Source organism: Corynebacterium doosanense CAU 212 = DSM 45436 (assembly GCF_000767055.1).
In the GTDB taxonomy this organism is placed as follows: domain Bacteria; phylum Actinomycetota; class Actinomycetes; order Mycobacteriales; family Mycobacteriaceae; genus Corynebacterium; species Corynebacterium doosanense.
The window spans coordinates 2,404,476-2,425,804 of record NZ_CP006764.1 but is presented as its reverse complement, the minus strand read 5'-3'; the positions used below and the strand labels follow the sequence as shown (position 1 = coordinate 2,425,804).

Here is a 21,329-nt window from a genome sequence, read left to right as displayed (position 1 = left end):
CCCGCATGTCGACTTTCATGTCTGTCACCGAGGTCAACCAGGCCGTCCACGCAGGCAAGGGCTACACCGTCCTCGCCTCCATCTGGGAAAAGGACTCCGAGGGTGGCTACCTCAGCTACCGCTCGCAGCACATCCCCACCGCCCAGTTCTGCGACCCGTCCGCCGCGCTCACCGGGCTGCCCGGATCCGCCGGCGGCCGCAACCCGCTGCCCGCCCTGTCCGACGTGCAGCGTTCCCTCGAATTCTGGGGCGTGCGCAACGGCCGCCCCGTCATCGTCTACGACCAGGGCCACGGCCTCTTCGCCGCCCGCGCGTGGTGGATCCTGCGCTGGGCCGGGCTCACCGACGTGCGCATCATGGACGGCGGGCTCGCGGCCTGGGAGGCGGCGGGCTTCGACGTCGTCGGCGGCCCCGGCAACATCTCCATGGAGTCCAACGCCGTCGCGGTGGAGGGATCGATGCGGGTGGCGACGCTTGACGACGTCAAGAAGCACACCGGTCCGCTCGTGGACACCCGCCAGCCCAACCGCTACGCCGGGAAACGCGAGCGTTTCGACCTCAAGGCGGGCCACATCCCCGGCGCCGTCAACGTCCCGGTCGAGGAGCTGTTCAACGAGGACCGCACCGTGAAGACCCCGTCGGAGATCCTCGAGCGTTTCGCCGCCGAGGGCATCAACTCCGCGCAGAACATGATCATCTACTCCGGCTCCGGCAACCACTCCGCGCTGGCCATCGCGGCCATGGAATCCGCCGGGCTCAGCGGTGCCGCGCACTACGTCGGTGGCTGGTCGCAGTGGTCGGCGGACAAACACAATCCCGTCGAACGCTCGGAGTAGCACCGCGTCGGCCCAGCGGGGCACGCTCCACGGGTTAAAGTGGCAGGACCATGGCCTACGTACTGATAGCTCTCGCGATCCTCGCCCTCATCGGGGCTGCGGCGCTGTGGCGTCTCGACGCCCAGACCCGCCGCCCCGCTGCTCCGCAGCCGGTCGCGCCCGCCCCCGAGGCGGCCGAAACGACCGTGGAAGGGCCGGAGGAGGACCCGGCCGAGGAGGAGCCCGTCTACGCGGAGGTCGTCGAGGAGCCGGAGCTGCCCGCCGAGCCGGAGGTGCAGGAAGCACCTGCCGAGACGCCGGAGACCCCGGCTATCCCGGAGCCCGAGCCCCGGCCCGAGCCCGTCCGGCCCGCCACCGCCCACCGCAGTTCGGGCCTGCAGCTGCCCGGATCCACCCGCCGCGAACGTAAGGCCTGGGCCGAGGAGCGGGGATTCGAGTTCATCCGCTCCGACGACTACCTGGTGGACGAGTGGGCGCGCGGGGCCGCGGCCGGCGGCGCCGCGGCTAAGGACATCGTCTCCGGCTGGGCGTACCGCCACGAGATGTTGCTCATGGACCTCGGCGGAACCAACGTCATGGCCATGCGCACCGGCGCGGCCAGCGACGTCGTCGCGGACTTCCGCCGCGGCGTGGTGTCCGACTCCGGCACCGCCGAACCCACCGACCTCGTTGAGGTGGAACAGGTGGGTGACTTCACCGCGTTCGGCACCGACGCCGGCGCCGTCCAGCGGCTCATCGACATCCGGGTGCACACCGCGCTGGATCTCATGCCCTCCCCGGTCACGGCGGTGTGGATGGAGTCCGACTGGGTGCTGGCCCAGACCGCGCGGGGTTCCACGGCCGAGGACTGGGAGGGCATGCTGGCCCCGCTCGCGCTGCTGGCCGACGCGGCGCGGGTCCTGCCCCCGCGCTCCCGGTCCGGGCTGTCGTTGCGGGTGGAGGACTTTGTGCCGTCGCGACGCATGCCCGCCGCCCCCACCCGCGAGCTCGTGCCTCCCATCCCCGAGGAGCATGAGGCCCGGGAGGCCGTCGACATCCCCCCGGTGCTGCGCCCCGAGGAGCCGCTGGAACTTCCCACCCGCCACGCCGCGCGCGGGCGCGGGGTGGTCGAACCCCGCAGCATCGGCGGGGATGAGATCGACCCCATCGCCGACGGCGCGCCCATCGCGCACGATGATTCCATCCGGGTGCTGCGCACCACCGAGGCCCGGCCGACGATCTTTGATGACGGCGAAGCCGCCGACGAACGCTAGTGTTCTAGACACCGAAAACCCCCGACCTAGGAGCCTGCCATGAGCGCCCCCGAAGTAGATCCCGCCGGCCTCTCCCGCCTGGCCGAGCTAGTCAAGCAGCTCGCCGTCGTCCACGGCGAGGTCACCCTGTCCTCCGGCAAGACCGCCGACTACTACGTTGACCTGCGCCGCGCGACCCTGCAGCACGAGGCCTCCCGGCTGATCGGCACCCTGCTGCGCGAGCTCACCGCGGACTGGGACTACGTCGCCGTCGGCGGCCTCACCCTCGGTGCGGACCCGGTGGCCACCTCGGTGATGCACGCCGACGGCCGCGCTATCGACGCGTTTGTCGTGCGCAAGGAGGCCAAACGCCACGGCATGCAGCGCCGCATCGAGGGCGCGGACGTCGTGGGCAAGAAGGTGCTCGTCGTGGAGGACACCACCACCACGGGTAACTCGCCCCTGACGGCGGTCGCCGCGCTTCGCGACGCCGGTGCCGACGTCATCGGTGTGGCCACCGTGGTCGACCGCAACACCGGCGCGGCGGACATCATCCGCGCCGAGGGCCTCGAGTACCGCTTCCTCCTGGGCCTTGCCGACCTTGGACTCGAATAACCCCGGGCCCACCGAGTGGGCCGAAGGCCGCCACGGCGTCGGCCCCTGGGCCCTGGAACATCCGGGTGTGCAGGCGCCCGTCGACAAGCGTTATGATCCGGAGCTGCTGGCCGAGGGGGACCGGCGCAACGTTGTCGACGCGTACCGCTACTGGCGGCGCGAGGCGATCGTCGAGGATATCGACACCCGCCGGCACCCGCTGCACATCGCCATCGAGAACTTCGAGAACGACGCCAACATCGGCACGGTCGTGCGCACGGCCAACGCGTTTGCCGTGGACACCGTGCACATTGTCGGGCGCAGGAGGTGGAATCGCCGCGGGGCGATGGTCACCGACCGGTACCAGCGCCTGGCGCACCACGAGGATGTCGCCGCGCTGCTGGCCTGGGCGCAGGAGCGGGGGCTGCAGGTCGTGGCCATCGACAACACACCCGGCTCCGTTCCCCTGGAGACGGCGGAACTGCCTCGCGACTGCCTGCTGCTTTTCGGGCAGGAGGGCCCCGGGGTCAGCGACGCCGCGCAGCAGGCGGCGGTGATGACATGTTCCATCGCGCAGTACGGTTCGACGCGCTCGATCAACGCGGGGGTGGCCGCGGGTATCGCAATGCACGCATGGATGCGGCGGCATGCCGATTTCTCGCGCAGTTGGTGAACAAAAGGGTTATCATGATCCAACTGTTTGTTTGCTGATTTTTTTGAGAAGCGAGAATCCCTACCGTGCACGAGAAATGGGCGCACCGCGCCGACCTGGCTGAAGCCGCCATTAACGATCGCCATGCTTCGCGGGTCTGGGGAAACTTCCGCACCAACCTCGCCGTGGTGAGCTGGCCGCCGGTGATGAAGGAGAAACTCTTCATCAACTGGCACTACTGGTGGCAGGCGCACTACCTCGACTGCCTGGTCGACGCCGCCTCGCGCAACTCCACCAAGAACCGGCGTAAGCGCCTGCGAAAGACCGTCCGGGGCATCAGGGTGCGCAACGGCAAGTTCACCCGCAACCGCTACTACGACGACAAGGCTTGGCTCGCGCTCGCCCTGCACCGGATGGGTGACCTGGAGAAAGTTCCCCTGCCCAAGGGCACGAAGGAGCTGGAGTTCGACATCATCTCCGGCATCGACTCCACCACCGGGGTGCTGCCGTGGCGTCGCGGGGAGACCTTCTTCAACGTCCCGTCCAACGGCCCCGGCGCCATCATGATGGCGCGAACCGGCCGGCTCGACCAGGCGGCCGGGATCGTGGACTGGATCTTCGACAACCTCATCAATGACGACGGCCTCATCATGGACGGCATCCGGATGCGCATGCACGGACCCGAGACCGTGCGCAACATCCACCCCTACAACCAGGGCGTGGCCCTCGGCGCCTGCCTGGAGATCGCGCTGGCGCTCCGCGAGCGTGTCGGCTTCGGTTACAGCGAGACCATCGACGGCATCGCCGACGCCGACAAGGTCGACGAATCGATGCGGTTCATCACCCGCATCCGCGAGCTCGTCCAGGCCATCGCCGTGCACATGGCCACCCCGGGCGGCGTCATCGACTGGGACTCCGGCGACGGTGACGGCGGGCTGTTCAAGGGCATCCTCATGCGCTACCTCGCCGACGTCGCGGTGCGCCTGCCCGCTGATTCCCCGGCCAACCGCGCGGCGAAGAAACTTGCCGCGCGCCTGGTCCTGGCCTCGGCGACGAGTGTGTGGAACCACCGCCTCGAGGTCGACGGGCTGCCCGTCTTCGCCACCAACTGGACCGCGGACGCGCGCCTGCCCCACAACTACGGCCTGGGCACCTCCAGCTTAGCCGAGGCGGTCGGTGTCATCCGGATCGCCGAACGTGACCTCTCCGTCCAGCTGTCTGGCTGGATGCTGCTGGAGGCCGCGGCGCGAGTGAGCGCGGACGCCCACGCGCACGCCTCCCGGGCGTAGACGCGGCGTCCCGGCTCTCCCACTCCCCGCAGTGATACCACCTGCGGAATCCGTCATTCTGTGACGGTTTAGCGTCGACCGCAAAAGTAAACGATGGACGCTCGCCCGGTTTTTCCCAGCCTGAGTTTATCCTAAATATACCTAGGCAGGCCGCATCTCCGGTGGCACGCTCTGTGGTGTCCTCGCCGGGCCGCTGAGTGGGTGCTGTTGCAAAGTTGGGGCAGTAGGAAGAGCGACGTGAAATAATCACAGCCATGGGTATCTTCTCCGGTCGTCATTTCCCCCGTGACATCATTCTGTGGGCAGTGCGGTGGTTCTGCCGCTACGGGGTGAGCTACCGCGATCTGGAGGAAATGATGACTTCAGCGGGGCGTGCCGGTCGATCACACCACGATCTACCGCTGGGTGCAGAAATACGCCCCTGAGCTGGACAAGCAAACACGGTGGTACCGGCAGGTACCTGACTGGCAGGCCAGTTCCTGGCGGGTGGATGAGACCTATATCCGGGTCGGCGGCAGGTGGTGCTACCTCTATCGGGCGATCACCGCCGGTGGCCAGACCCTGGACTTTTACCTCTCTCCGAAGCGGAACGTGGCCGCAGCGAAGCGTTTCCTGGCCAAGGCCCTCAGATCCAATGCGTCAGCCGGGTATCCCAGAGTGATCAACACCGATAAAGCACCCTCCCTAGCCAGGGCAATCGCCGAGTTGAAGTCAGAGGGAATCTGCCCGCCAACAGTGGAACACCGGCAGGTGAAATACCTCAACAACATCCTGGAAGGCGACCATGGTCGGCTGAAGCGGATCCTCGGGCCGAAAGGCGCGTTTAAGAACCGGACATCTGCATATCGGACGTTGAAAGGGATGGAGGCGATGCACTCATTGCGGAAAGGGCAAGGCACGATGTTTGCCTACGGGCAACCGAACCCGGACGCGGTGATCGTCAACCGGGTCTTCGAGACGGCCTGAGAACGCCCACACGCAGCGGCCATCAGGGAATGAGAAACTGAGTCTTCTCTGCTCTCCGCCCAACTTTGCAACAGCACCTCTCGGAAAGCGACCGGCGCGAAAAGGTCAGCGTCTCATGAGCACCCACGCCTTCGGCAGCTACGCCTTCATCGTGGACTACGCCCACCTCACCTTCCTCATCGGCATCGTCGCCAGCGTGTTCTACTTCCGCAGCAGGCAGGTCTCCCTCGGCGGCTCGCTGGCCGTGGGTTACCTGGCCGCCTCGCTGTACAAACCCCTCGACGTGCTGGCCACCCTCGCCGTGGCGCTCATCAGTTTCGTGGTCATCCGCTACTGCATCCTCAAGATCTGGCTGCCCCGACCCCGGCAGATCTTCGCCATCGGACTCATCGTCGGCATCGTCGGCGGAGGTCTCTGGATGCTGGGCACCCACCTGGTCCTGGGCCACGAACGTGCCTCCGATTCCCTGGCCCTGGTGGGCATCATCATCCCGGGCATGATCTGCAACTCCCTGGTCAAGCAGGGCGTGTCCCGCACCCTGACCCCGCTGGTCATCTTCGTCCCGGCGGCAGGTCTCGCGGGCCTGGCCCTGACACTGCTCACCACCACGCTGCTGCCCACCTCGCTCTCCGCGTCGCTGTTCGGTGTCAGTGACCGCCCCGCCACCGTGCTCTTCGCGGGTGCGGCGGTCTCGGTGATCTCGGCGCTGCTGCTGCAGCAGGGCACGGCAGGCTCCTGGCAGCTGCGCACCGGCGGCTACGTCACCATGGGCATGATCGTCGCCAGCGTCACCCACCCCCAGTACCTGGTGGTTCTTGCGCTCACGACGCTGTTGCTCGTGCTGATCTTCACCCCCTACGCCCGGCGGGTACCCCTGTTTGGCAAGGACCGGTTCCTCGTCCTAGCCATGCTGTCGTTCTTCCTGGTCACGGCGATGTAGATTGTCACCGTCTCACTCACCGGCGTGCGCTTCGGCGGCGCGGAGAACATCGTGTTCTGCATCCTGCCGGCGATCATCGCCAACGACATCATCCAGTACGGCCTCAAACGCACTGCCGGGGGAATGACTCTGGCCGCGGCGGCCAGCCTGGCCGTGGTGGGTCCGCTGTCGATGGCGCTGAGCTGACCCCCGGTGGGGCGGGGGGTGGCACCGCGGCGTCGATAGTTCAGGGGCCTGGGAAGAACCTCCGGCACCGCCCCGCCATTGCGGGCATACTGGAACGTGAGGTGCGCCCCTCACGGGGGCGTGCGAGAAGAACCCCCACTAGGAAAGGTTTTCGCTGACATGCCTATCGCAACCCCCGAGGTCTACAACGGAATGCTTGACCGGGCCAAGGAAGACGGCTTCGCCTTCCCGGCCATCAACTGCACGTCCTCCGAAACCATCAACGCTGCCCTGAAGGGCTTCGCGGAGGCGGAATCCGACGGCATCATCCAGTTCTCCACCGGTGGTGCCGAGTTCGGCTCCGGGCTGGCAGTGAAGAACATGGTGGCCGGCGCGTCCGCTCTCGCAGCTTTCGCCCACGAGGCGGCGAAGCACTACGGCATCAACGTTGCGCTGCACACGGACCACTGCCAGAAGGACAAGTTGGACACCTACGTGCGCCCGCTCATCGAGATCTCCCAGGAGCGTGTCAACCGCGGCGAGCTGCCCCTGTTCCAGTCGCACATGTGGGACGGCTCCGCGATTGACCTTGACGAGAACCTCGAGATCGCCCAGGAACTCCTGGAGAAGGCACGCAAGGCGCAGATCATCCTCGAGGTGGAGATCGGCGTCGTCGGCGGCGAGGAGGACGGCGTCACCGGCGAGACCGGCGACAAGATGTACACCTCCCCGGGCGACTTCGAGAAGACCGTCGATGCCCTCGGCCTCGGTGAGAATGGCCGCTACCTGCTGGCCGCGACCTTCGGCAACGTGCACGGCGTGTACAAGCCCGGCAACGTGAAGCTGCGTCCGAGCGTCCTGCGCGTGGGCCAGGATGCGGCCGTGGCCAAGGCTGGCCTCGAGGCCGGTGCCAAGCCCTTCGACCTGGTCTTCCACGGTGGCTCCGGCTCCTCGGTGGAGGAGATCGAGGAGGCGCTGGGTTACGGTGTGGTGAAGATGAACGTCGACACCGACACCCAGTACGCGTTCACCCGTCCAATCGTCACCCACATGTTCGAGAACTACTCGGGCGTGCTGAAGATCGACGGCGAGGTGGGTAACAAGAAGTTCTACGACCCGCGCTCCTACATGAAAAAGGCAGAGCAGGGCATGTCCGACCGCGTGGTCGAGGCCTGCCAGAACCTGCACTCCGTGGGCAAGTCCGTCTCCAAGTAGTTTTACCGGGCTTATCGACGCCCGTTGCTACGCGTTCGCGCCGGAGGGCGACACCAGATTGACGGTGTCGCCCTTCTTCTTTTCCACCAGCCGGTCGACAACCACGACGATCCAGGTGGCGAAGACAAAAGGCCACGTCAGCACCGGCGAGCCGGCCCAACCCAGGACGAGGACAAACGGGACGGTGAACAGGCCCGCTCCGCATGCTGCGGCGAGCCTCCATGCCAGCGGGCGGTCAGCTAAGAACACCGCGCCGGTGCCGGCCGCAGCCAGCAGGGACGAGTAGCTGAGCATGCCGGTGGACACCTGCTCCGGACCCAGAACAGTCAGACCGGCCAGAATGCCGATGACTGCGCCCGCCAGCCCGAGGGAAGCAATGACACGGCTGCCCACGAGCAGGCCCACGAAGATGATCACGCCGGCGATCCAACCGTCTTCCAGATCCACCTCCGCGAAGCTGTTGGTGATGCCCAGGCCCACCGCGGTGAGGGGGTCCGAGCTGATCACCAGGGGAATCCCGCCTGTCGTGGGGAGGAGGGTGAAAATGCCCGTGGCGATGAGGCAGAACGGGGCGGTGAGCGCCGGAAGGTCGAAGTGAGCGAGGGGCCGGCTGCGAAAGAGCGTGGACAGCAGCTGGTGGAGCGGGACACAGGCGAGGGCGCCGAGGACCGTCAGCAGCACCGCCTCCCCGGAAAAGCCCACGTGGGCCATGGCGGCGGCGCCGACGAGGGCACCGTTATAGCCCTGGATTCCCTCGGCGGCGTCGTCGCGAAGCCCCATGAAGTGGGCGGTGACCGTCTGTACGACGGAGCCGAGCAGGAAGAGGAAGGCGGCCTGCGGAGAGGCGTACCCGACTGCGGGCAGGATCAAGAGTCCTGTCCAGGGGCTGGAGATGAAAAAGATCTGCGAGAGGCCGCGGATTCGGGCGGTTAGCAGGTTCATGGCGCACCGTGGGATTCGTGAGGTGAGGGGTGCTGGGGATTAAGCCGCTGATTCTCACCCTCGAACCTGGGATTTAGCGGGCTACTGTGGTGGTCATGCCGAAGCAGAGGATGAAAACCAGGGAGCGGCTCGAGATCATCGAGCATTCCCTCCAGGCACGCTTGAAACGACTGCTCAAACGAATCCTGCCCATTATCCAGATCTCCACCGCCTCCGGAATCGCCTACTGGGCGGCACAGGATTTCCTGGGCCACCAGGCACCGTTCTTTGCGCCGATCACGGTCATCATCGTGGTCGGCCTCTCCAGTGGAGAGCGGGTGAAGCGAGCCTTCGAGATGTCGCTGGGCTGCATCCTCGGCGTGCTCGTGGGCGACCTGCTGTTTCTGGGCCTGGGCACGGAGCCGTGGCACATCGCCGTCATGGTCGCGGTGGCCATGGCGGTGGCGGCGTTGTTCTCCAAATCCCCGCTGGTGTCCAACCAGGTCGCCATCGGCACGGTGCTCGTGGCCACGATCATGCCGCCGGGCGCGGAGGTGACGGGCATCGACCGGACACTGGACGCGCTGGTCGGATCGACGATCGGCCTACTGGTCGTGGCGCTGATCCCCACCTCCGCGCTGTCGACGGTCCGTCAGGAGGTGTCCAACGTCCTCTCGCTGGCGGCGTCGGTGCTCAGCGACGTCTCCGACGGGCTTCGCGACGGCGACGCGGACGTCATCTTCGACGCGCTCACCGACGTCCGGAGTTCGCAGTCCACGATCGACGCTATGCAGTCCGCGGCCCAGTCCGGCAGGGAGTCGAGCCAGATCTCACCGTTGATGTGGTCGTCGAGACGCAGGCTCCGTTCGATTGACCGGATCCTTAAACCAGTGGACAACTGCGTGCGGAACGTGCGGGTGCTGGCGCGGCGGGCACACGTGCTGGTGGCGGACCGGGAGTCGGCGTCAGAGGCGCAGATCGAGATCATCGAGGAACTCAGTGACATCACCCTTGACCTCAGCCTGCTCTATGAGGCCAAGTCGGCGGTCGAGGAGGCGTCGGAAATTCCCGGGCTCGTGCACCGGCTCCGGGTCCTCGGCGCCCGCGCGGACATGTCCGTGGTGAGGAAGGAGGGGGCGGTGCTCTCCGAGTACGCCATCCTTGCGCAGTCCCGGTCGATCATCGGCGAGCTGCTGCAGATCTGCGGCATGTCGGGCGAGTCCGCGGTCGCGGTACTCGCTCCGACGTCGAAGACGCCGGCGGTTCCGCCGGAGGTGTGGGACGAACGTACTCGGGAACGGGAGCGGCAAAAGCCCCCGGCCGAAGCCGGGGGCTGAAGCTTTCCTACGCGAGGGTTCTAACGAACCTTAGCGGCGCAGGTCGTCGCGGTCGACGTTGCCGTCGTTGTCGCGATCGAGGGGGTTGCGGGTGCCGTCAACACGCTCGACGAAGTCGGTGCCTTCGGTCTCGATGCGCTCCTTGGCGACATCCTCGGTGACGGTCTCGGTGTCGCGGACGACCTCCTTCTCCAGGCCGATCTTCTCGACTGGGACGGTCTCCTTGGAGACGACGACGCGCTCCTCGTGGAGGGTCACGGAAGCCTCGTCCTCACCGATGGTGCCACCGGCGTAGTTTGCGCGGTCAGCGTCGGTGATGGGCTGGCGCTCGACGCGAACCTCTTCGCGCTCGACCGGAACCTCGACGGTCTCGGTGTCGTGGACGACGTACTTGTGCAGGCGGACATCGCCAGCGTTGACGCGCTCCTTGTCGACGTTGAGGCGCTCCTCGGAGCGGATGATCTCGTTGTCGTTGTCGAGACCAGCGGTGCGGTCGCGGTCTAGATCGCGGTCGGCGACGACCTCGTCCTCGCGCCGCTCGAACTCAGCGGTGCGGTTGGCCTCGTGGCCAGCGACACCTGCACCGGCTACGCCAGCGCCAGCAACGCCGGCGTCACGGCGCTCGTCGCGGGTGTACTCGGTGACGTTGGAGGTGTTGTCCAGGCCGTAGTGGCGGTAGAGATCGGCCTGATCCTCGTTGGAGAGGTGAGCGTCGGAGTCGACGTTCGGGGCATCTTTGATGCGGTCCTTCGCGAAGGCGAGACGCAGCTCTTCGCCGTTCAGGGAGTGGCCGCGCAGGGGAACCAGGGAGGAGCCCATGCCGAACAGGCCGTGGTTGATCTCGACGAAGTCCGGCTGGCCGGAGGTGTCGTTGATGTAAACCTCGTTGACGTTGCCGAGCTTGTCGCCGTCGACGTCGTATGCGGTGGCGTCGAGGAGTTCACGGATTTCGCGGTTGTTAGCCATTGTTCTGGTGATCCTTTCCTAGCGAGAGTTCGTTCAGTTTCGTTCTAACACTTGAATCTGTAGCCGGGTCGACGCGAAAGCGTCCTCACCGGCTGACACTGCCCAACATAGAGATTGTTTTTCCGGCGTGCACAGACGATTTCGTGCTAGTGGTGCTACCCAGGAAACACTTAAGGAAATTTCCAGCTTGCATAGGTATAGGGCGCGCTCACTGGCGGGCTACCCGGCAAGAAAAGCCGTTCGACCTGCATCTTTAGCGGTTTGACGGGTGCGCGGCTGGGCGCTTAAGCGCCTGGGCCGGTGTGTTCGGGAGCACGTGTGAATCACTTTCCGGCCGGGATTCGATAACAATTCGGCTACATGTGATTTAGAACACATTTTAGGAGTGTCGAACGATCTGCAGGTCGCGGAGATGGCGGTAGAAGGTGACCCGGTCGACCGGTCGCTTCCCAGGTATCCCGTCGACCGTGACGAGCATCTGGTTTCCCCCGCACTGCAGCGCCCGGCCGCTCAGCAGCGACCGGGGATCTGCTCCTCCGGAAGGGGCGGGTGCCGCAGAAACCAGCCACCTGAGCGCGGGAATCTCCATCCACGACTGTGCCTGCGGCAGCCCGATCGACCGCACGATGCTCTCGCCCAGCCGGGCCCGAATGCCGCGGGCAGGCTGCGCCGGAGACAGAGAGGTGGTGAGCCTGATAGCCGCAATCCCGGGTGACGTGGTCGTGGGCACCAGACGCGCTCCGAACTGGCCGAAGAACCGGGCGTCCCCCGGTCGGGACTGCTGCTTCACCAGGATCGTGTCGTCGACGATGATCTCGCCTTCGAAGGCACCACCGTCGGCCGCGGTGACGGAGGCGGAACCGGCCACGACCGTGCCGGTGTCGTTCCGGATCACCGGCACCGGGAGGGGACTTCCCGTCAGTGCCAGCTCGACAGCGGGGGAAAGCTCGGCGGGCAACCCCCAGTTGATGGCGGCGGCAGAACCCGGAGAGGTGGGGACAAACCCCACCTGGACCCACAGGTAATCGCCCCGCATCATCCGGGTGAGCACAGCACCCAGGGCCGCGTCGCTCCCGGCCACGACCACACGCAGGAGCTCAGCGGGCTGCTGCGGAGGAGGCTTGGGCGCGCCGAGATGCTCCACGTCCGGCTGGGCGGCGATCTCCTCCAGCGAGGGAGTCGGATCCACGGGGAGAACCTCGCGGGCAGCCTCATCAAGGAAGCGGAGGTCGGCGCGCGAAGGTATCAACGGCAGCTCGTGGAACTCCACGGGTGGGTTGGAGTGGGCGTCGATACGCTCCCGGAGTTCAGCAGGAAGGGCGTTGCCGCAGTTGAGGAACAGAAGACGCATGTGGGGACATGCTACGCCGCGCAAAACAGCGGCGGGGAGATGCACCAGGCATCCCACCGCCGCCGTCGATGGTGGGCTATTCCGAACTGAGGGAGCTGAGCGAACTCAGGCCGTCGTCGGAGCTGGTCGAACTCAGATCACTCGAGGTGCTGGAGGTGCTGGAACCGTCGGGCGAACAGCTCGCGGCGAGGTAGGACACCACCAGGAGCCCGGCGGCGACGAGGGCGGCCGCGCGGATCTCATCGTTGTACTGCTCGACGAACCGAGCGACCTCCGGGTTGTAGATCCCCGCCTGCTGCTGGAGCTGGGCGTTGACCTGTGCCGCCTGGCGCTCGATCTCGTCGATGATCGGGCTCAGTCCAGAGATGTTCAGCTCGGTGGCCAGGCCGACCGGGATAAGCAGGAGGAGTGGCAGGCCGGCGGCGAGGCACTGGTCGTTGGAGGACAACCCGGGCTCTTCGGTAACCGTCACCGTGATGTAGATGGTCTCGAGAGAGCCGTCCGGGTAGCGGACTCGCACCGGGATCTCGTAGTCGCCCGGATCCATGTTGGCGGTCAGCTTGCCGCTGCCGTCGGTTTCGAGGATCAGGTCGTCGAAGACCCCTGCGCCGCGTCCGTACGTAGTCCCCTCTGGCGCATCCTTAGGAGCGGGCGCGCTGATGGTGCCTCCCTGAACCACGGAGACCGGAGAATAGGCCGGCTGGAAGACTTCCCGCTGCGGGAAGGGCGGGACCGTGACGGTCATGGGGACGATTTCGGTCGTGGTGTCGGGGAATGTCACCCGAACCTGGACGGTGTAGTCGCCTGCGAGGACGAGGTGTCCCGGGTTGACCACCGCGCTGCCGTCGGCGGAGTTGATCGATTTCAACCACTTCGGACTGTCACGCTCCACGGCGAAAGTGGTGCCGGCAGGGAAATCTCCTCCACTGCGGTTTGCTGGGGAAGCTACCGGCGTGTCCTCTTCGCGGGGCGCATCCGTATGGCCGTAGGTCGGGAAAAATTTGACGTTGTCCGGCGCATCCTCTGCGCGGACGGTGAAATCGGCGTCGCCGGTGCTGAGCACTGCGTTGTTGAAGATTGCCTGGACGGGCACATCGATATGGGTCCCGGGCAACGCGTTAACCGGTGGCTTGGCCGTGACGTCGCCGATAGCCGGGTTGACAGCGATCACCCACCCAGTTTCCGGGGTATAGCCGTCGGGCAGCCCGTAGGTAGTACCGGCCGGCATCGGATCGAGGTTAGTTTTGCGTACTGCCACCGAAGCTTCGTTGCGATGGGGTGCGCCGGGCGTGAACGAGGGCTTCGGTGCGGAACAGTGGTACGGGAAGCTCGCCGTGGCGGCACTGTAGGAGTTGAATCGGGCGTCGGTGGTGATCTCCGCGGTGCGGACGTCAGCCTGGAACTGAGCGGTCGCCCATGTGTTGGCAGGAATGCTCGCTGCGGCTATCTGGATATATTTCACCCCGTTTATTTCGGGATAACTTATCTGGAAACCACTCGAGGGGGCCTGCGTGTAACCGGGTGCCCACCAGCCGTTCCAGTTCATCATGGACGTCGTGTCCTCGCGGAGTGTCGCCCGATCGTCTGCGCGAATGAGCATGCGGAAGTTGGTGATGGTCTCGGGTGTCGATAGCCGCAGTCTGATGTTCTGGACATGGCCATATGCGGGAACCGAGTTTCGGGTGTCGATCCAGCCGTCAAGCGCGAGGCTCAGGTTGCCGACAGAGCCGGCCTGAACCTCGATCTCTCCGTTGGTGCGATCGGCTGTCTCACCGGTCTTGGTGGGGCGGGTAATCTGGAATCCGGCGTCCGGGGCCAAGTTGCTGAGGTAAATCCCTGAGCGGGCCTCGGTGACTAGGTAGTTCCTCGTCAGGTCGGCGGAGCCCAGTGGGGTGCTTGAGAATGTGTTGGACGTGGTCTGTCCGAGCATCGTCACGGCGCAGGCACCCGACGTCGAAGGCTGGACGTTGAGACCATTGTTCTCGCCGGTGACCGCTTTCCAGATCTGCGTGTCGGCGGGAGCCGGGGCTGGGGCAGGGCTCCCGTTGAAAAGCGCGGCCACGGTGGCGTTGCCCCGTTCGATTTTCTCGGTGTCGCTGAACACGCCACGGGTCTGTGCCTGAGCAGCGGGGGCGAGGGGGTTCTGCGGAACAACCGCGGCGGTGGCGAGGGCGAGTGTTGCTGAGGTCAGCGCGGCCAGCGCGATTCTCAGGCGAGGTCGGATTCTGGGTCTTGCGTTCATTGTAGGCACTTTCGAGAGGGGAGGCTGGCGGATGGATCTGCCGCCGAGGCCGAAGCAGGCTAATCGCGAATAGATATCAGCGCGTTGAAATTACTATTCGGGATCTGATTCGCCCTATCAAAACTGCCCATTAATGGTTAAAAGCTATTTACGCCCTGAGCAGCGAACCGACTGGTAAAAGTTGTCTCCATCCCGGCTCGGGGGCGGCCGGCTGGGGAACGCGGGGGTGGGGAACGGGCGCAACCACCGCCCCCGTGACCATCGGAAATGAACGGGAAACACAGTGCAGGAGCTGGGGAACAGACAGCAAAAACCCGGAACCCGCAGCAAGCGGGTTCGGGGCCGAGGATTGGGTGGCTAGGACTTCACGCTGCCCGAATGATCCTCTTCGTGGGAGATCAGGCAGACGATCTCCTTGTCGCCCTGCTTCCAGGAACCCTCGCTCGGGTGCCAGAAGGAGTAGGAGTAGTCGGAGTGAAGGATGTCCGTGCCCGTGTAGGTCTCGAAGGGGTCGGTGCAGTAGTCGATCCCGATGTCCTCCCAGCCGGCGGAGTCGGAGTCCAGGGGAATCTCGGTCTCGGTCATGTCGGTCACGTGGTAGACCTCCTCGCGGTGTGGTGCACCGCAGTCCACGACCTTGACCTCATCTTCGGCGAGGAGCTGGCCCTCGGTGGCGACAGTCTCTTCTGCGATGCAGTTGCCCACCTCCACGTCGTAGATGGAGATATTGCGGCCCTCTGCGGCGGCGGCGCTGGAAGACGACGAGCTCGAAGCGCTCGACGAAGACGAGCTGGAGGACGCGGTGCTCGATGCGCTCGAGGATGCCGAGGTGGCCGTCTCGGTGGCGGTGACCGTCGTGGAGGACTCGGATTCGTTTCCCCCGCCGAAGGGGAGGCTGGTGCAGGCCGAGAGCGTCGCGGCCGCGGTCAGGGCTGCGGCGGGGGCGAGCAGCGGGCGGGCGGTGAAAGCGAGGGAGCGCTTCATGGGGCTGACTTCTTTCATCTGGACTGCGGGGAATGTGACAGAGAGGAATGAGGTACAGACGTGCGTGCTGGCGTAGCGCACGAAACGTGCCGCATGCGCACGGGCAATTTTAGGATCTTGCGGAGATGCGGGCAGGGTAATCCGGGGAATGCGTATCGAATTGTCACACCCGTACAAGTATCCCCAGGAATCCGGTGACGGCGGGCGGCGGGGGCAGTCGGGGTAGGATGGGGCACCGTCTGGGCTGCGGAAGTGTTCCCGCATGCCCGAAACGAATCTGAACGGAAGAGACCCGAAGAGACTATGGCAGCAATCGTGATCGTCGGCGCCCAGTGGGGCGACGAAGGCAAGGGCAAAGCGACGGACATCCTCGGTGGTCGCGTCGACTTCGTGGTCAAACCCAACGGTGGAAACAACGCCGGCCACACCGTCGTGGTCGGGGGCGAGAAATACGAGCTGAAGCTCCTGCCCGCGGGCATCCTCTCCGAGAATGCCGTGCCCGTGCTGGGCAACGGCGTGGTCATCAACCTGGAGGCGCTGTTCGAGGAGATCGACGGGCTGGAGGCCCGCGGCTCCAACGCCTCCGAGCGGCTGAAGATCTCGGCCAACGCCCACCTCGTGGCCCCGTACCACCAGGTCCTCGACCGGGTGCAGGAGCGGTTCCTGGGCAAGCGTGCGATCGGCACCACCGGCCGCGGCATCGGCCCGGCCTACTCGGACAAGGTCGCCCGGATGGGCATCCGGGTGCAGGACATCTTCGACGAGTCGATCCTGCGGCAGAAGATCGCCAGCGCCCTGGACGTGAAGAACCAGATGCTGGTGAAGATGTACAACCGCAAGGCCATCGACGTGGAGGAGATCGTCGAGTACTTCCTGGGTTACCGCGAGCGCCTCGCGCCCATGGTCGTCGATGCCGAGTCCATGCTCAACCAGGGTCTCGATGACGGCAAACACGTCCTCATGGAGGGCGGCCAGGCCACCATGCTCGACGTCGACCACGGCACCTACCCGTTTGTCACCTCATCCAACCCCACCGCCGGAGGCGCCTGCGTCGGTTCGGGCGTGGGCCCGACGCGGATCACGTCGAGCCTGGGCATCGTTAAGGCGTACACCACGCGCGTCGGCGCGGGCCCGTTCCCCACCGAGCTCTTTGACAAGTGGGGCGAGTACCTCCAAGAAGTGGGCGGCGAGGTCGGTGTGAACACCGGCCGCAAGCGCCGCTGCGGCTGGTACGACTCGGTCATCGCCCGTTACGCCTCCCGGGTCAACGGGTTCACCGACCTGTTCCTCACCAAACTCGACGTGCTCACGGGCATCGGGGAGATCCCCATCTGCGTCGCCTACGACGTCGACGGAACGCGCCACGACGAGATGCCGCCGACCCAGTCGGACTTCCACCACGCCACCCCCATCTTCGAGACCATGCCCGCCTGGGACGAGGACATCACCGGCTGCACCACCTTCGAGGAGCTGCCGGAGAAAGCCCAGGCCTACGTGCTGCGCCTGGAGGAGCTGTCCGGTTGCCGCATCTCCTACATCGGTGTCGGACCGGGCCGCGACCAGACGATCATCCGCCACGACGTACTGGAAAACGCCTGAACCCAATGACCTTCCCCCTCGCGCCGACCGACCGGATCGGCACCCCCATGTCCGGCAACGCCACCACCGTTCTCCTGCTGGGTTCCGGTGAGATCGGCAAGGAACTGACCATCGCGTTCCAGCGCCTCGGCCTGGAGGTCCACGCCGTGGACCGCAAGTCCGACGGGCCGGCGCACCAGGTGGCCCAGTACCAGTACGTCGCCGACGTCTCGGATCCGGAGCAGGTGCGCAGCCTCGTGCGCCGCGTGCGCCCGGACTTCGTCGTCCCCGAGATCGAGGGCACCGCGGTGGAGGTGCTCCGGGAGATCGAGGAGGCCGGCTCCGCGGTCGTCGTCCCCACCGCACGCGCCTGCGAGCTGACCGCCGGCCGCGAGAGCCTGCGGATCACGGCGGCGGAAGAGCTGGGCTTGCCGACGACCGCCTATGAAGTGGTCACCACCCTGGAAGAGTTCGCGGCCGCTTTCGAGGAACTTGGTTTCCCGTGCGTCGCAAAGCCCGCCGAATCTTCCGGGGGACGCCGCCACGTGCGGGTGGACTCCGCGGAGCAGATCGAACGTGCGTGGCGCAGCGTGCGCGAGCCGGGTGCGGAGGACTCGGTCATCGTCGAGCGTTTTGTGGACTTCGACGACGAGATCACCATCCTCGCCGTGCGCTCCGTCGACCCCGCCACCGGCGAGCTGGCCACGTGGTTCTGCGAGCCCATCGGGCACCGCCACGAGGACGGGGTGCTGGCCGAATCCTGGCAGCCGCTGCACCTGAGCGAGGCGGCCCGGGACAACGCCCGCTCGGTGGCCGCGCGCATCTCCAACGCGCTCGGCGGGCGCGGCGTGTATGGGGTGGAGATGTTTGTCGCCGGCGACGACGTCTACTTCTCCTCCGTCTCCTCCCGCCCGCACGACACCGGCACCGTCACCCTGGCCACCCAGCGGTTCTCCCAGTTCGATCTGCACGCGCGGGCCATTCTGGGCCTGCCCATCGACGTCACGCTCACCAGCCCGGGCGCGGCGGCGAACCTGGTGGCGGAGAAGTCCTCGCGCATCGTCTCCTACTCGGGATTCGCCGAGTGCCTCGCCGTGCCGGAGACGGACGTGCGCATCTACGGCAAACCCACCGCGCACGCGGGCCGACAGATGGGCGTGGTCCTGACCACCGCAGAGACCGTCGAGCAGGCGCGCGAGAATGCCCGGGAGGCCGCGTCGCACCTCACCGTGGAGACCCGTTAGTGCAGGTCCCCGAGGAATCCGACACCCCGCCGCTGAGCGTGCAGCGCGTGCGCCGGGTCCTGTCGGCGCGGCAGATCGAGTACCTCACCGCCGAATCCGGCGACACCGGCGTCGAATTCGACGAGGTCACGTGCTGGATCAGCGTCGGTGCGGACGTGCTCACCATCCGAGCCGACTGGCCGGGAACGCTCCCGATCGAACGCCTCGAGGACGTCCGCACGCTGCTGCGTCGCTGGCACGCGGAGCACTACTGGCCCACCGCCTCGTTCGGCGTGCGTGACGACGGCTCCGTCACCGTCTCCGCGCAGTGCGCCTACGACTTCGAATCCGGCGCCGCCGACCGGCAGATCGATTCCGCCGCGGCCATGTCCTGCGCCAAGATCAACGAGCTGTTCAGGGAGGTCAGCGGTCTATGACCGTGCACAACGTCAGTGACGCGCTCATCGCCCGGGCGCTCGACGCCGAGGGATGGGATTACGGCCACACCCCGGACGGGCAGATCACCACTACCTTCGACGCGGCCTCGTTCGTGGTGGCCGTGGAGGGCGCGGAGGAGGAGATCCTCGTGGTCACCGGGCTTATCGACGCCTCCTTCACCGACACCGCAGCCCTGGACGATGTGCTGGACGAGTGGCACCGCAGCAGACCCTGGCCCAAGGCCTGGCGCGACGGCGACCGGGTGGCCACCGAGGTGGCCGGCTATTTCCCCGCCGGGCTTTCGCTGGAGCAGGCGCGCACTCAGCTGCGCTGCGCGGTGGGTTCGACCGCGGCGCTGGCCGGGCGGCTAGTGGGGGAGCTGGGAAGCTAATCCATCTGCAGGACGCGGCGGAGTTCGGCGAAGACCTCGGGGCGTACCTGGTGGGTGATCGTTCGGCCACGGCGCACCTTGGTGAGCAGGCCGGCCTCGGTGAGTTTTTTCAGATGATGGGAGACCGTCGGCTGGCTCAGGTCGGAGGACGCAGCCAGCTCGGTGACGCTGGCGGGCTCGCAACCCGCGGCGGTGAGCTGGGAGAGCAGCTGCAGGCGGGCGGGGTCCGAGAGGACCTTGAACAGCGCCGCGTAGCGGGCTGACTCCTGCTCGTCGAGAGGGCCCGAGCCGAGCGAGCAGCACGTTGCTGCCAGGGGAGAGGGATCGGGGAGGATCGTCATGGGCACCACTTTCGTATTGACAGGCAACAATACCCCACCTAGTTTAGTATCGACGAGCTTCGATACTAAGGAATGGCAAGAACGATGTCCACCACCGCTCCCGCCCGACTTTCCCTCCTGGACAGGCTGCTACCCGCCTGGATCCTGCTGGCCATGGCCGTGGGACTGCTGCTCAGCCGCCTGGCCCCGGGCGTCGGCGACCTGCTGGCCTCCCTGCAGGTGGGCGGTATCTCGCTGCCCATCGCCCTCGGGCTGCTGGTGATGATGTACCCGCCTCTGGCGAAGGTCCGCTACGACCGGGCCGGGGAGATCACGGCGGACCGTCGCCTGATGGCCGTCTCCCTGGTGCTCAACTGGCTCGTCGGCCCCGCGATAATGTTCGCTCTGGCCTGGATCTTTCTTCCGGACCAGCCCGAGCTCCGCACGGGCTTGATCATCGTCGGCCTGGCCCGGTGCATCGCCATGGTGCTCATCTGGTCCGACCTCTCCTGCGGGGACCGGGAGGCCACCGCCATCCTGGTGGCCATCAACTCCATTTTCCAGGTGCTCATGTTCGGCGTGCTCGGGTGGTTCTACCTGCAGATTCTGCCCGGCTGGCTGGGGCTGTCGACCACGGCGGCAGAGTTCTCCTTCGTCTCCATCGTCGTCTCGGTGCTGGTCTTCCTCGGCATCCCGCTGGCAGCCGGGGTGCTGTCCCGGCTCGTGGGGGAGCGTGTCAGGGGACGCCGCTGGTACGAGGACACGTTCCTCCCGGCGATCTCCCCGCTGGCGCTGGTGGGGCTGCTGTTCACCATCGTTCTGCTCTTCACCCTCCAGGGGGAATACGTCGCCGCGGACCCGTGGGCGGTCGCCCGGCTAGCTCTGCCCCTGCTGATCTACTTCGTGGGCATGTTCGCCGTGGCGCTGCTGGCGTCCCGGGCGGTGGGACTGAACTATGCCCGCTCCGCCTCGGTGGCCTTCACCGCCGCCGGCAACAACTTCGAGCTCGCCATCGCGGTGTGCATCGGTACCTTCGGTGCCACGTCCGGCCAGGCCTTGGCCGGCACGATCGGCCCGTTGATCGAGGTTCCCGTCCTCGTCGCCCTGGTGTATGTGCTCCAGTGGCTGGGCCCGAAGATGTTCCCCCACGACTCCACCCTTCCGACCAGGAAAGAGACCACCCCATGACCTCGAAACCCACAGTCCTCTTCGTCTGCATGAGCAACGCCGGAAAATCCCAGATGGCGGCGGCGCTCGCCCAGCACCACGCCGGCGACACCGTGGAGATCCACTCCGCCGGAACCCGGCCGGGCACCCACACCAACGAGCAGTCGGCCAAGGCGGTGGCCGAGCTCGGCGCGGATATGTCCGACGCCCGCCCCAAGGCCGTCGACCCTGAGCTGGCGCGCACCGCCGACCGGGTGATCATTCTGGGCACCGACGCCCAGCTGACCCTTCCCCCGGACGCCCGCGGAACCCTGGAGCGCTGGGAGACCGACGAGCCGTCCACCCGGGGCATCGAGGGCGAGGAGCGGATGCGCCTGATCCGCGACGACATCGACCGCCGCGTGCGCGACCTGCTGGCGCAGCTGGCCTAGGAGCGAGGGGTGGGCACGGGGCGTCGATACGCGTCACCACCACTGACCGGAATGGACGTGTCCAGCCGCGTCCGTATACTCGGGCGGGTCT

At 66.4% G+C, this 21,329-nt stretch carries 21 protein-coding genes and 1 pseudogene; 16 read left to right on the top strand and 6 right to left on the bottom strand.

The genetic code is table 11. The features are described 5' to 3' along the window. The first annotated feature begins 5 nt into the window (after positions 1-5). From CDOO_RS11860 to fbaA, 9 genes and pseudogenes are all read left to right on the top strand, one after another. Positions 6-836 (top strand): sulfurtransferase, encoded by an 831-nt coding sequence (locus CDOO_RS11860; RefSeq protein ID WP_018022143.1) that lies wholly within the window; start codon positions 6-8, stop codon positions 834-836. Between the two features lie 50 nt (positions 837-886). Continuing rightward, entirely contained in the window at positions 887-2,089 is a 1,203-nt protein-coding gene (locus CDOO_RS11855; RefSeq protein ID WP_018022144.1) for a type III secretion system chaperone family protein, read from the top strand. A gap of 39 nt (positions 2,090-2,128) precedes the next feature. After that, complete coding sequence (pyrE, locus tag CDOO_RS11850; protein WP_018022145.1) at positions 2,129-2,683, top strand: orotate phosphoribosyltransferase; 555 nt, start codon at positions 2,129-2,131, stop codon at positions 2,681-2,683. Further along, positions 2,670-3,335 (top strand): TrmH family RNA methyltransferase, encoded by a 666-nt coding sequence (locus tag CDOO_RS11845; protein ID WP_038573438.1) that lies wholly within the window; start codon positions 2,670-2,672, stop codon positions 3,333-3,335. Before pyrE ends, CDOO_RS11845 begins: the two co-directional genes overlap by 14 nt. A gap of 65 nt (positions 3,336-3,400) precedes the next feature. After that, a complete protein-coding gene (locus CDOO_RS11840; RefSeq protein WP_018022147.1) occupies positions 3,401-4,603 on the top strand; it encodes a glycoside hydrolase family 76 protein in 1,203 nt (400 codons plus the stop codon). Between the two features lie 254 nt (positions 4,604-4,857). After that, positions 4,858-5,569: pseudogene (locus CDOO_RS11835) on the top strand (IS6 family transposase). Positions 5,570-5,684: 115 nt separating this feature from the next. Beyond that, entirely contained in the window at positions 5,685-6,509 is an 825-nt protein-coding gene (locus CDOO_RS11830) for a poly-gamma-glutamate biosynthesis protein PgsC/CapC (protein ID WP_018022749.1), read from the top strand. 24 nt (positions 6,510-6,533) lie between these two features. Beyond that, the gene (locus CDOO_RS14415) at positions 6,534-6,695 is read left to right on the top strand and encodes a hypothetical protein (RefSeq protein ID WP_018022750.1); all 162 of its coding nucleotides are present in this window, start codon (positions 6,534-6,536) and stop codon (positions 6,693-6,695) included. Positions 6,696-6,854: 159 nt separating this feature from the next. After that, entirely contained in the window at positions 6,855-7,889 is a 1,035-nt protein-coding gene (fbaA, locus tag CDOO_RS11825; RefSeq protein ID WP_018022751.1) for a class II fructose-bisphosphate aldolase, read from the top strand. A 27-nt stretch (positions 7,890-7,916) separates the two neighbouring features. Here fbaA and CDOO_RS11820 read toward each other — a convergent pair whose 3' ends face one another. Continuing rightward, positions 7,917-8,831 (bottom strand): urea transporter, encoded by a 915-nt coding sequence (locus CDOO_RS11820; protein WP_018022752.1) that lies wholly within the window; start codon positions 8,829-8,831, stop codon positions 7,917-7,919. Positions 8,832-8,926: 95 nt separating this feature from the next. Here CDOO_RS11820 and CDOO_RS11815 point away from each other — a divergent pair, with 95 nt between their 5' ends. After that, a complete protein-coding gene (locus CDOO_RS11815) occupies positions 8,927-10,147 on the top strand; it encodes an FUSC family protein (protein ID WP_038574078.1) in 1,221 nt (406 codons plus the stop codon). A gap of 30 nt (positions 10,148-10,177) precedes the next feature. Here CDOO_RS11815 and CDOO_RS11810 read toward each other — a convergent pair whose 3' ends face one another. The 4 genes from CDOO_RS11810 to CDOO_RS13715 all read right to left on the bottom strand — a co-directional run bounded on the left by CDOO_RS11810 (position 10,178) and on the right by CDOO_RS13715 (position 15,690). Continuing rightward, complete coding sequence (locus CDOO_RS11810; RefSeq protein WP_018022754.1) at positions 10,178-11,113, bottom strand: DUF2382 domain-containing protein; 936 nt, start codon at positions 11,111-11,113, stop codon at positions 10,178-10,180. Between the two features lie 379 nt (positions 11,114-11,492). Further along, on the bottom strand, positions 11,493-12,464 hold the full coding sequence (locus tag CDOO_RS11805; protein ID WP_018022755.1) for a hypothetical protein: 972 nt from the start codon (positions 12,462-12,464) through the stop codon (positions 11,493-11,495). 76 nt (positions 12,465-12,540) lie between these two features. Then, positions 12,541-14,706 (bottom strand): Rib/alpha-like domain-containing protein, encoded by a 2,166-nt coding sequence (locus CDOO_RS11800; protein WP_155861382.1) that lies wholly within the window; start codon positions 14,704-14,706, stop codon positions 12,541-12,543. 357 nt (positions 14,707-15,063) lie between these two features. Then, a complete protein-coding gene (locus CDOO_RS13715) occupies positions 15,064-15,690 on the bottom strand; it encodes a septum formation family protein (RefSeq protein ID WP_155861383.1) in 627 nt (208 codons plus the stop codon). Between the two features lie 303 nt (positions 15,691-15,993). Here CDOO_RS13715 and CDOO_RS11785 point away from each other — a divergent pair, with 303 nt between their 5' ends. Genes CDOO_RS11785 through CDOO_RS11770 form a run of 4 tightly spaced genes read left to right on the top strand, consistent with a single transcriptional unit; the run spans position 15,994 to position 19,320 of the window. After that, positions 15,994-17,289 carry an adenylosuccinate synthase gene (locus CDOO_RS11785; RefSeq protein ID WP_018022759.1) on the top strand — a complete coding sequence of 432 codons (1,296 nt, stop codon included), beginning with the start codon at positions 15,994-15,996 and terminating at the stop codon, positions 17,287-17,289. Positions 17,290-17,294: 5 nt separating this feature from the next. Continuing rightward, positions 17,295-18,512: a formate-dependent phosphoribosylglycinamide formyltransferase gene (purT, locus tag CDOO_RS11780; RefSeq protein WP_018022760.1), complete on the top strand. Its 1,218-nt coding sequence runs from the start codon at positions 17,295-17,297 to the stop codon at positions 18,510-18,512. Further along, the gene (locus tag CDOO_RS13385; RefSeq protein WP_018022761.1) at positions 18,512-18,928 is read left to right on the top strand and encodes a YbjN domain-containing protein; all 417 of its coding nucleotides are present in this window, start codon (positions 18,512-18,514) and stop codon (positions 18,926-18,928) included. Before purT ends, CDOO_RS13385 begins: the two co-directional genes overlap by 1 nt. Next, positions 18,925-19,320: a YbjN domain-containing protein gene (locus CDOO_RS11770; protein WP_018022762.1), complete on the top strand. Its 396-nt coding sequence runs from the start codon at positions 18,925-18,927 to the stop codon at positions 19,318-19,320. Before CDOO_RS13385 ends, CDOO_RS11770 begins: the two co-directional genes overlap by 4 nt. Here the strand turns inward: CDOO_RS11770 and CDOO_RS11765 are convergent. Beyond that, on the bottom strand, positions 19,317-19,661 hold the full coding sequence (locus CDOO_RS11765; RefSeq protein ID WP_018022763.1) for an ArsR/SmtB family transcription factor: 345 nt from the start codon (positions 19,659-19,661) through the stop codon (positions 19,317-19,319). The two genes, CDOO_RS11770 and CDOO_RS11765, sit on opposite strands and share 4 nt — an antisense overlap. A gap of 84 nt (positions 19,662-19,745) precedes the next feature. Between CDOO_RS11765 and arsB the strand changes: the two genes are divergently transcribed. Together arsB and CDOO_RS11755 are read left to right on the top strand one after the other, a co-directional pair. Beyond that, on the top strand, positions 19,746-20,828 hold the full coding sequence (gene arsB, locus CDOO_RS11760) for an ACR3 family arsenite efflux transporter (protein ID WP_018022764.1): 1,083 nt from the start codon (positions 19,746-19,748) through the stop codon (positions 20,826-20,828). Further along, positions 20,825-21,238 carry an arsenate-mycothiol transferase ArsC gene (locus CDOO_RS11755; RefSeq protein WP_018022765.1) on the top strand — a complete coding sequence of 138 codons (414 nt, stop codon included), beginning with the start codon at positions 20,825-20,827 and terminating at the stop codon, positions 21,236-21,238. The genes arsB and CDOO_RS11755 overlap by 4 nt, the downstream gene beginning before the upstream one ends. Positions 21,239-21,329 lie beyond the last annotated feature (91 nt).

Excerpts from the sequence above, each read along its gene's own strand:
- CDOO_RS11860 (WP_018022143.1), top strand. The coding sequence starts at position 6 with ATGTCGACTTTCATGTCTGTCACCGAGGTCAACCAGGCCGTCCACGCA.
- CDOO_RS11855 (WP_018022144.1), top strand. The coding sequence starts at position 887 with ATGGCCTACGTACTGATAGCTCTCGCGATCCTCGCCCTCATCGGGGCT.
- pyrE (WP_018022145.1), top strand. The coding sequence starts at position 2,129 with ATGAGCGCCCCCGAAGTAGATCCCGCCGGCCTCTCCCGCCTGGCCGAG.
- CDOO_RS11830 (WP_018022749.1), top strand. The coding sequence starts at position 5,685 with ATGAGCACCCACGCCTTCGGCAGCTACGCCTTCATCGTGGACTACGCC.
- fbaA (WP_018022751.1), top strand. The coding sequence starts at position 6,855 with ATGCCTATCGCAACCCCCGAGGTCTACAACGGAATGCTTGACCGGGCC.
- CDOO_RS11820 (WP_018022752.1), bottom strand. The coding sequence starts at position 8,831 with ATGAACCTGCTAACCGCCCGAATCCGCGGCCTCTCGCAGATCTTTTTC.
- CDOO_RS11815 (WP_038574078.1), top strand. The coding sequence starts at position 8,927 with ATGCCGAAGCAGAGGATGAAAACCAGGGAGCGGCTCGAGATCATCGAG.
- CDOO_RS11810 (WP_018022754.1), bottom strand. The coding sequence starts at position 11,113 with ATGGCTAACAACCGCGAAATCCGTGAACTCCTCGACGCCACCGCATAC.
- CDOO_RS11805 (WP_018022755.1), bottom strand. The coding sequence starts at position 12,464 with ATGCGTCTTCTGTTCCTCAACTGCGGCAACGCCCTTCCTGCTGAACTC.
- CDOO_RS11800 (WP_155861382.1), bottom strand. The coding sequence starts at position 14,706 with ATGAACGCAAGACCCAGAATCCGACCTCGCCTGAGAATCGCGCTGGCC.
- CDOO_RS13715 (WP_155861383.1), bottom strand. The coding sequence starts at position 15,690 with ATGAAGCGCTCCCTCGCTTTCACCGCCCGCCCGCTGCTCGCCCCCGCC.
- CDOO_RS11785 (WP_018022759.1), top strand. The coding sequence starts at position 15,994 with ATGGCAGCAATCGTGATCGTCGGCGCCCAGTGGGGCGACGAAGGCAAG.
- purT (WP_018022760.1), top strand. The coding sequence starts at position 17,295 with ATGACCTTCCCCCTCGCGCCGACCGACCGGATCGGCACCCCCATGTCC.
- CDOO_RS11770 (WP_018022762.1), top strand. The coding sequence starts at position 18,925 with ATGACCGTGCACAACGTCAGTGACGCGCTCATCGCCCGGGCGCTCGAC.
- CDOO_RS11765 (WP_018022763.1), bottom strand. The coding sequence starts at position 19,661 with ATGACGATCCTCCCCGATCCCTCTCCCCTGGCAGCAACGTGCTGCTCG.
- arsB (WP_018022764.1), top strand. The coding sequence starts at position 19,746 with ATGTCCACCACCGCTCCCGCCCGACTTTCCCTCCTGGACAGGCTGCTA.
- CDOO_RS11755 (WP_018022765.1), top strand. The coding sequence starts at position 20,825 with ATGACCTCGAAACCCACAGTCCTCTTCGTCTGCATGAGCAACGCCGGA.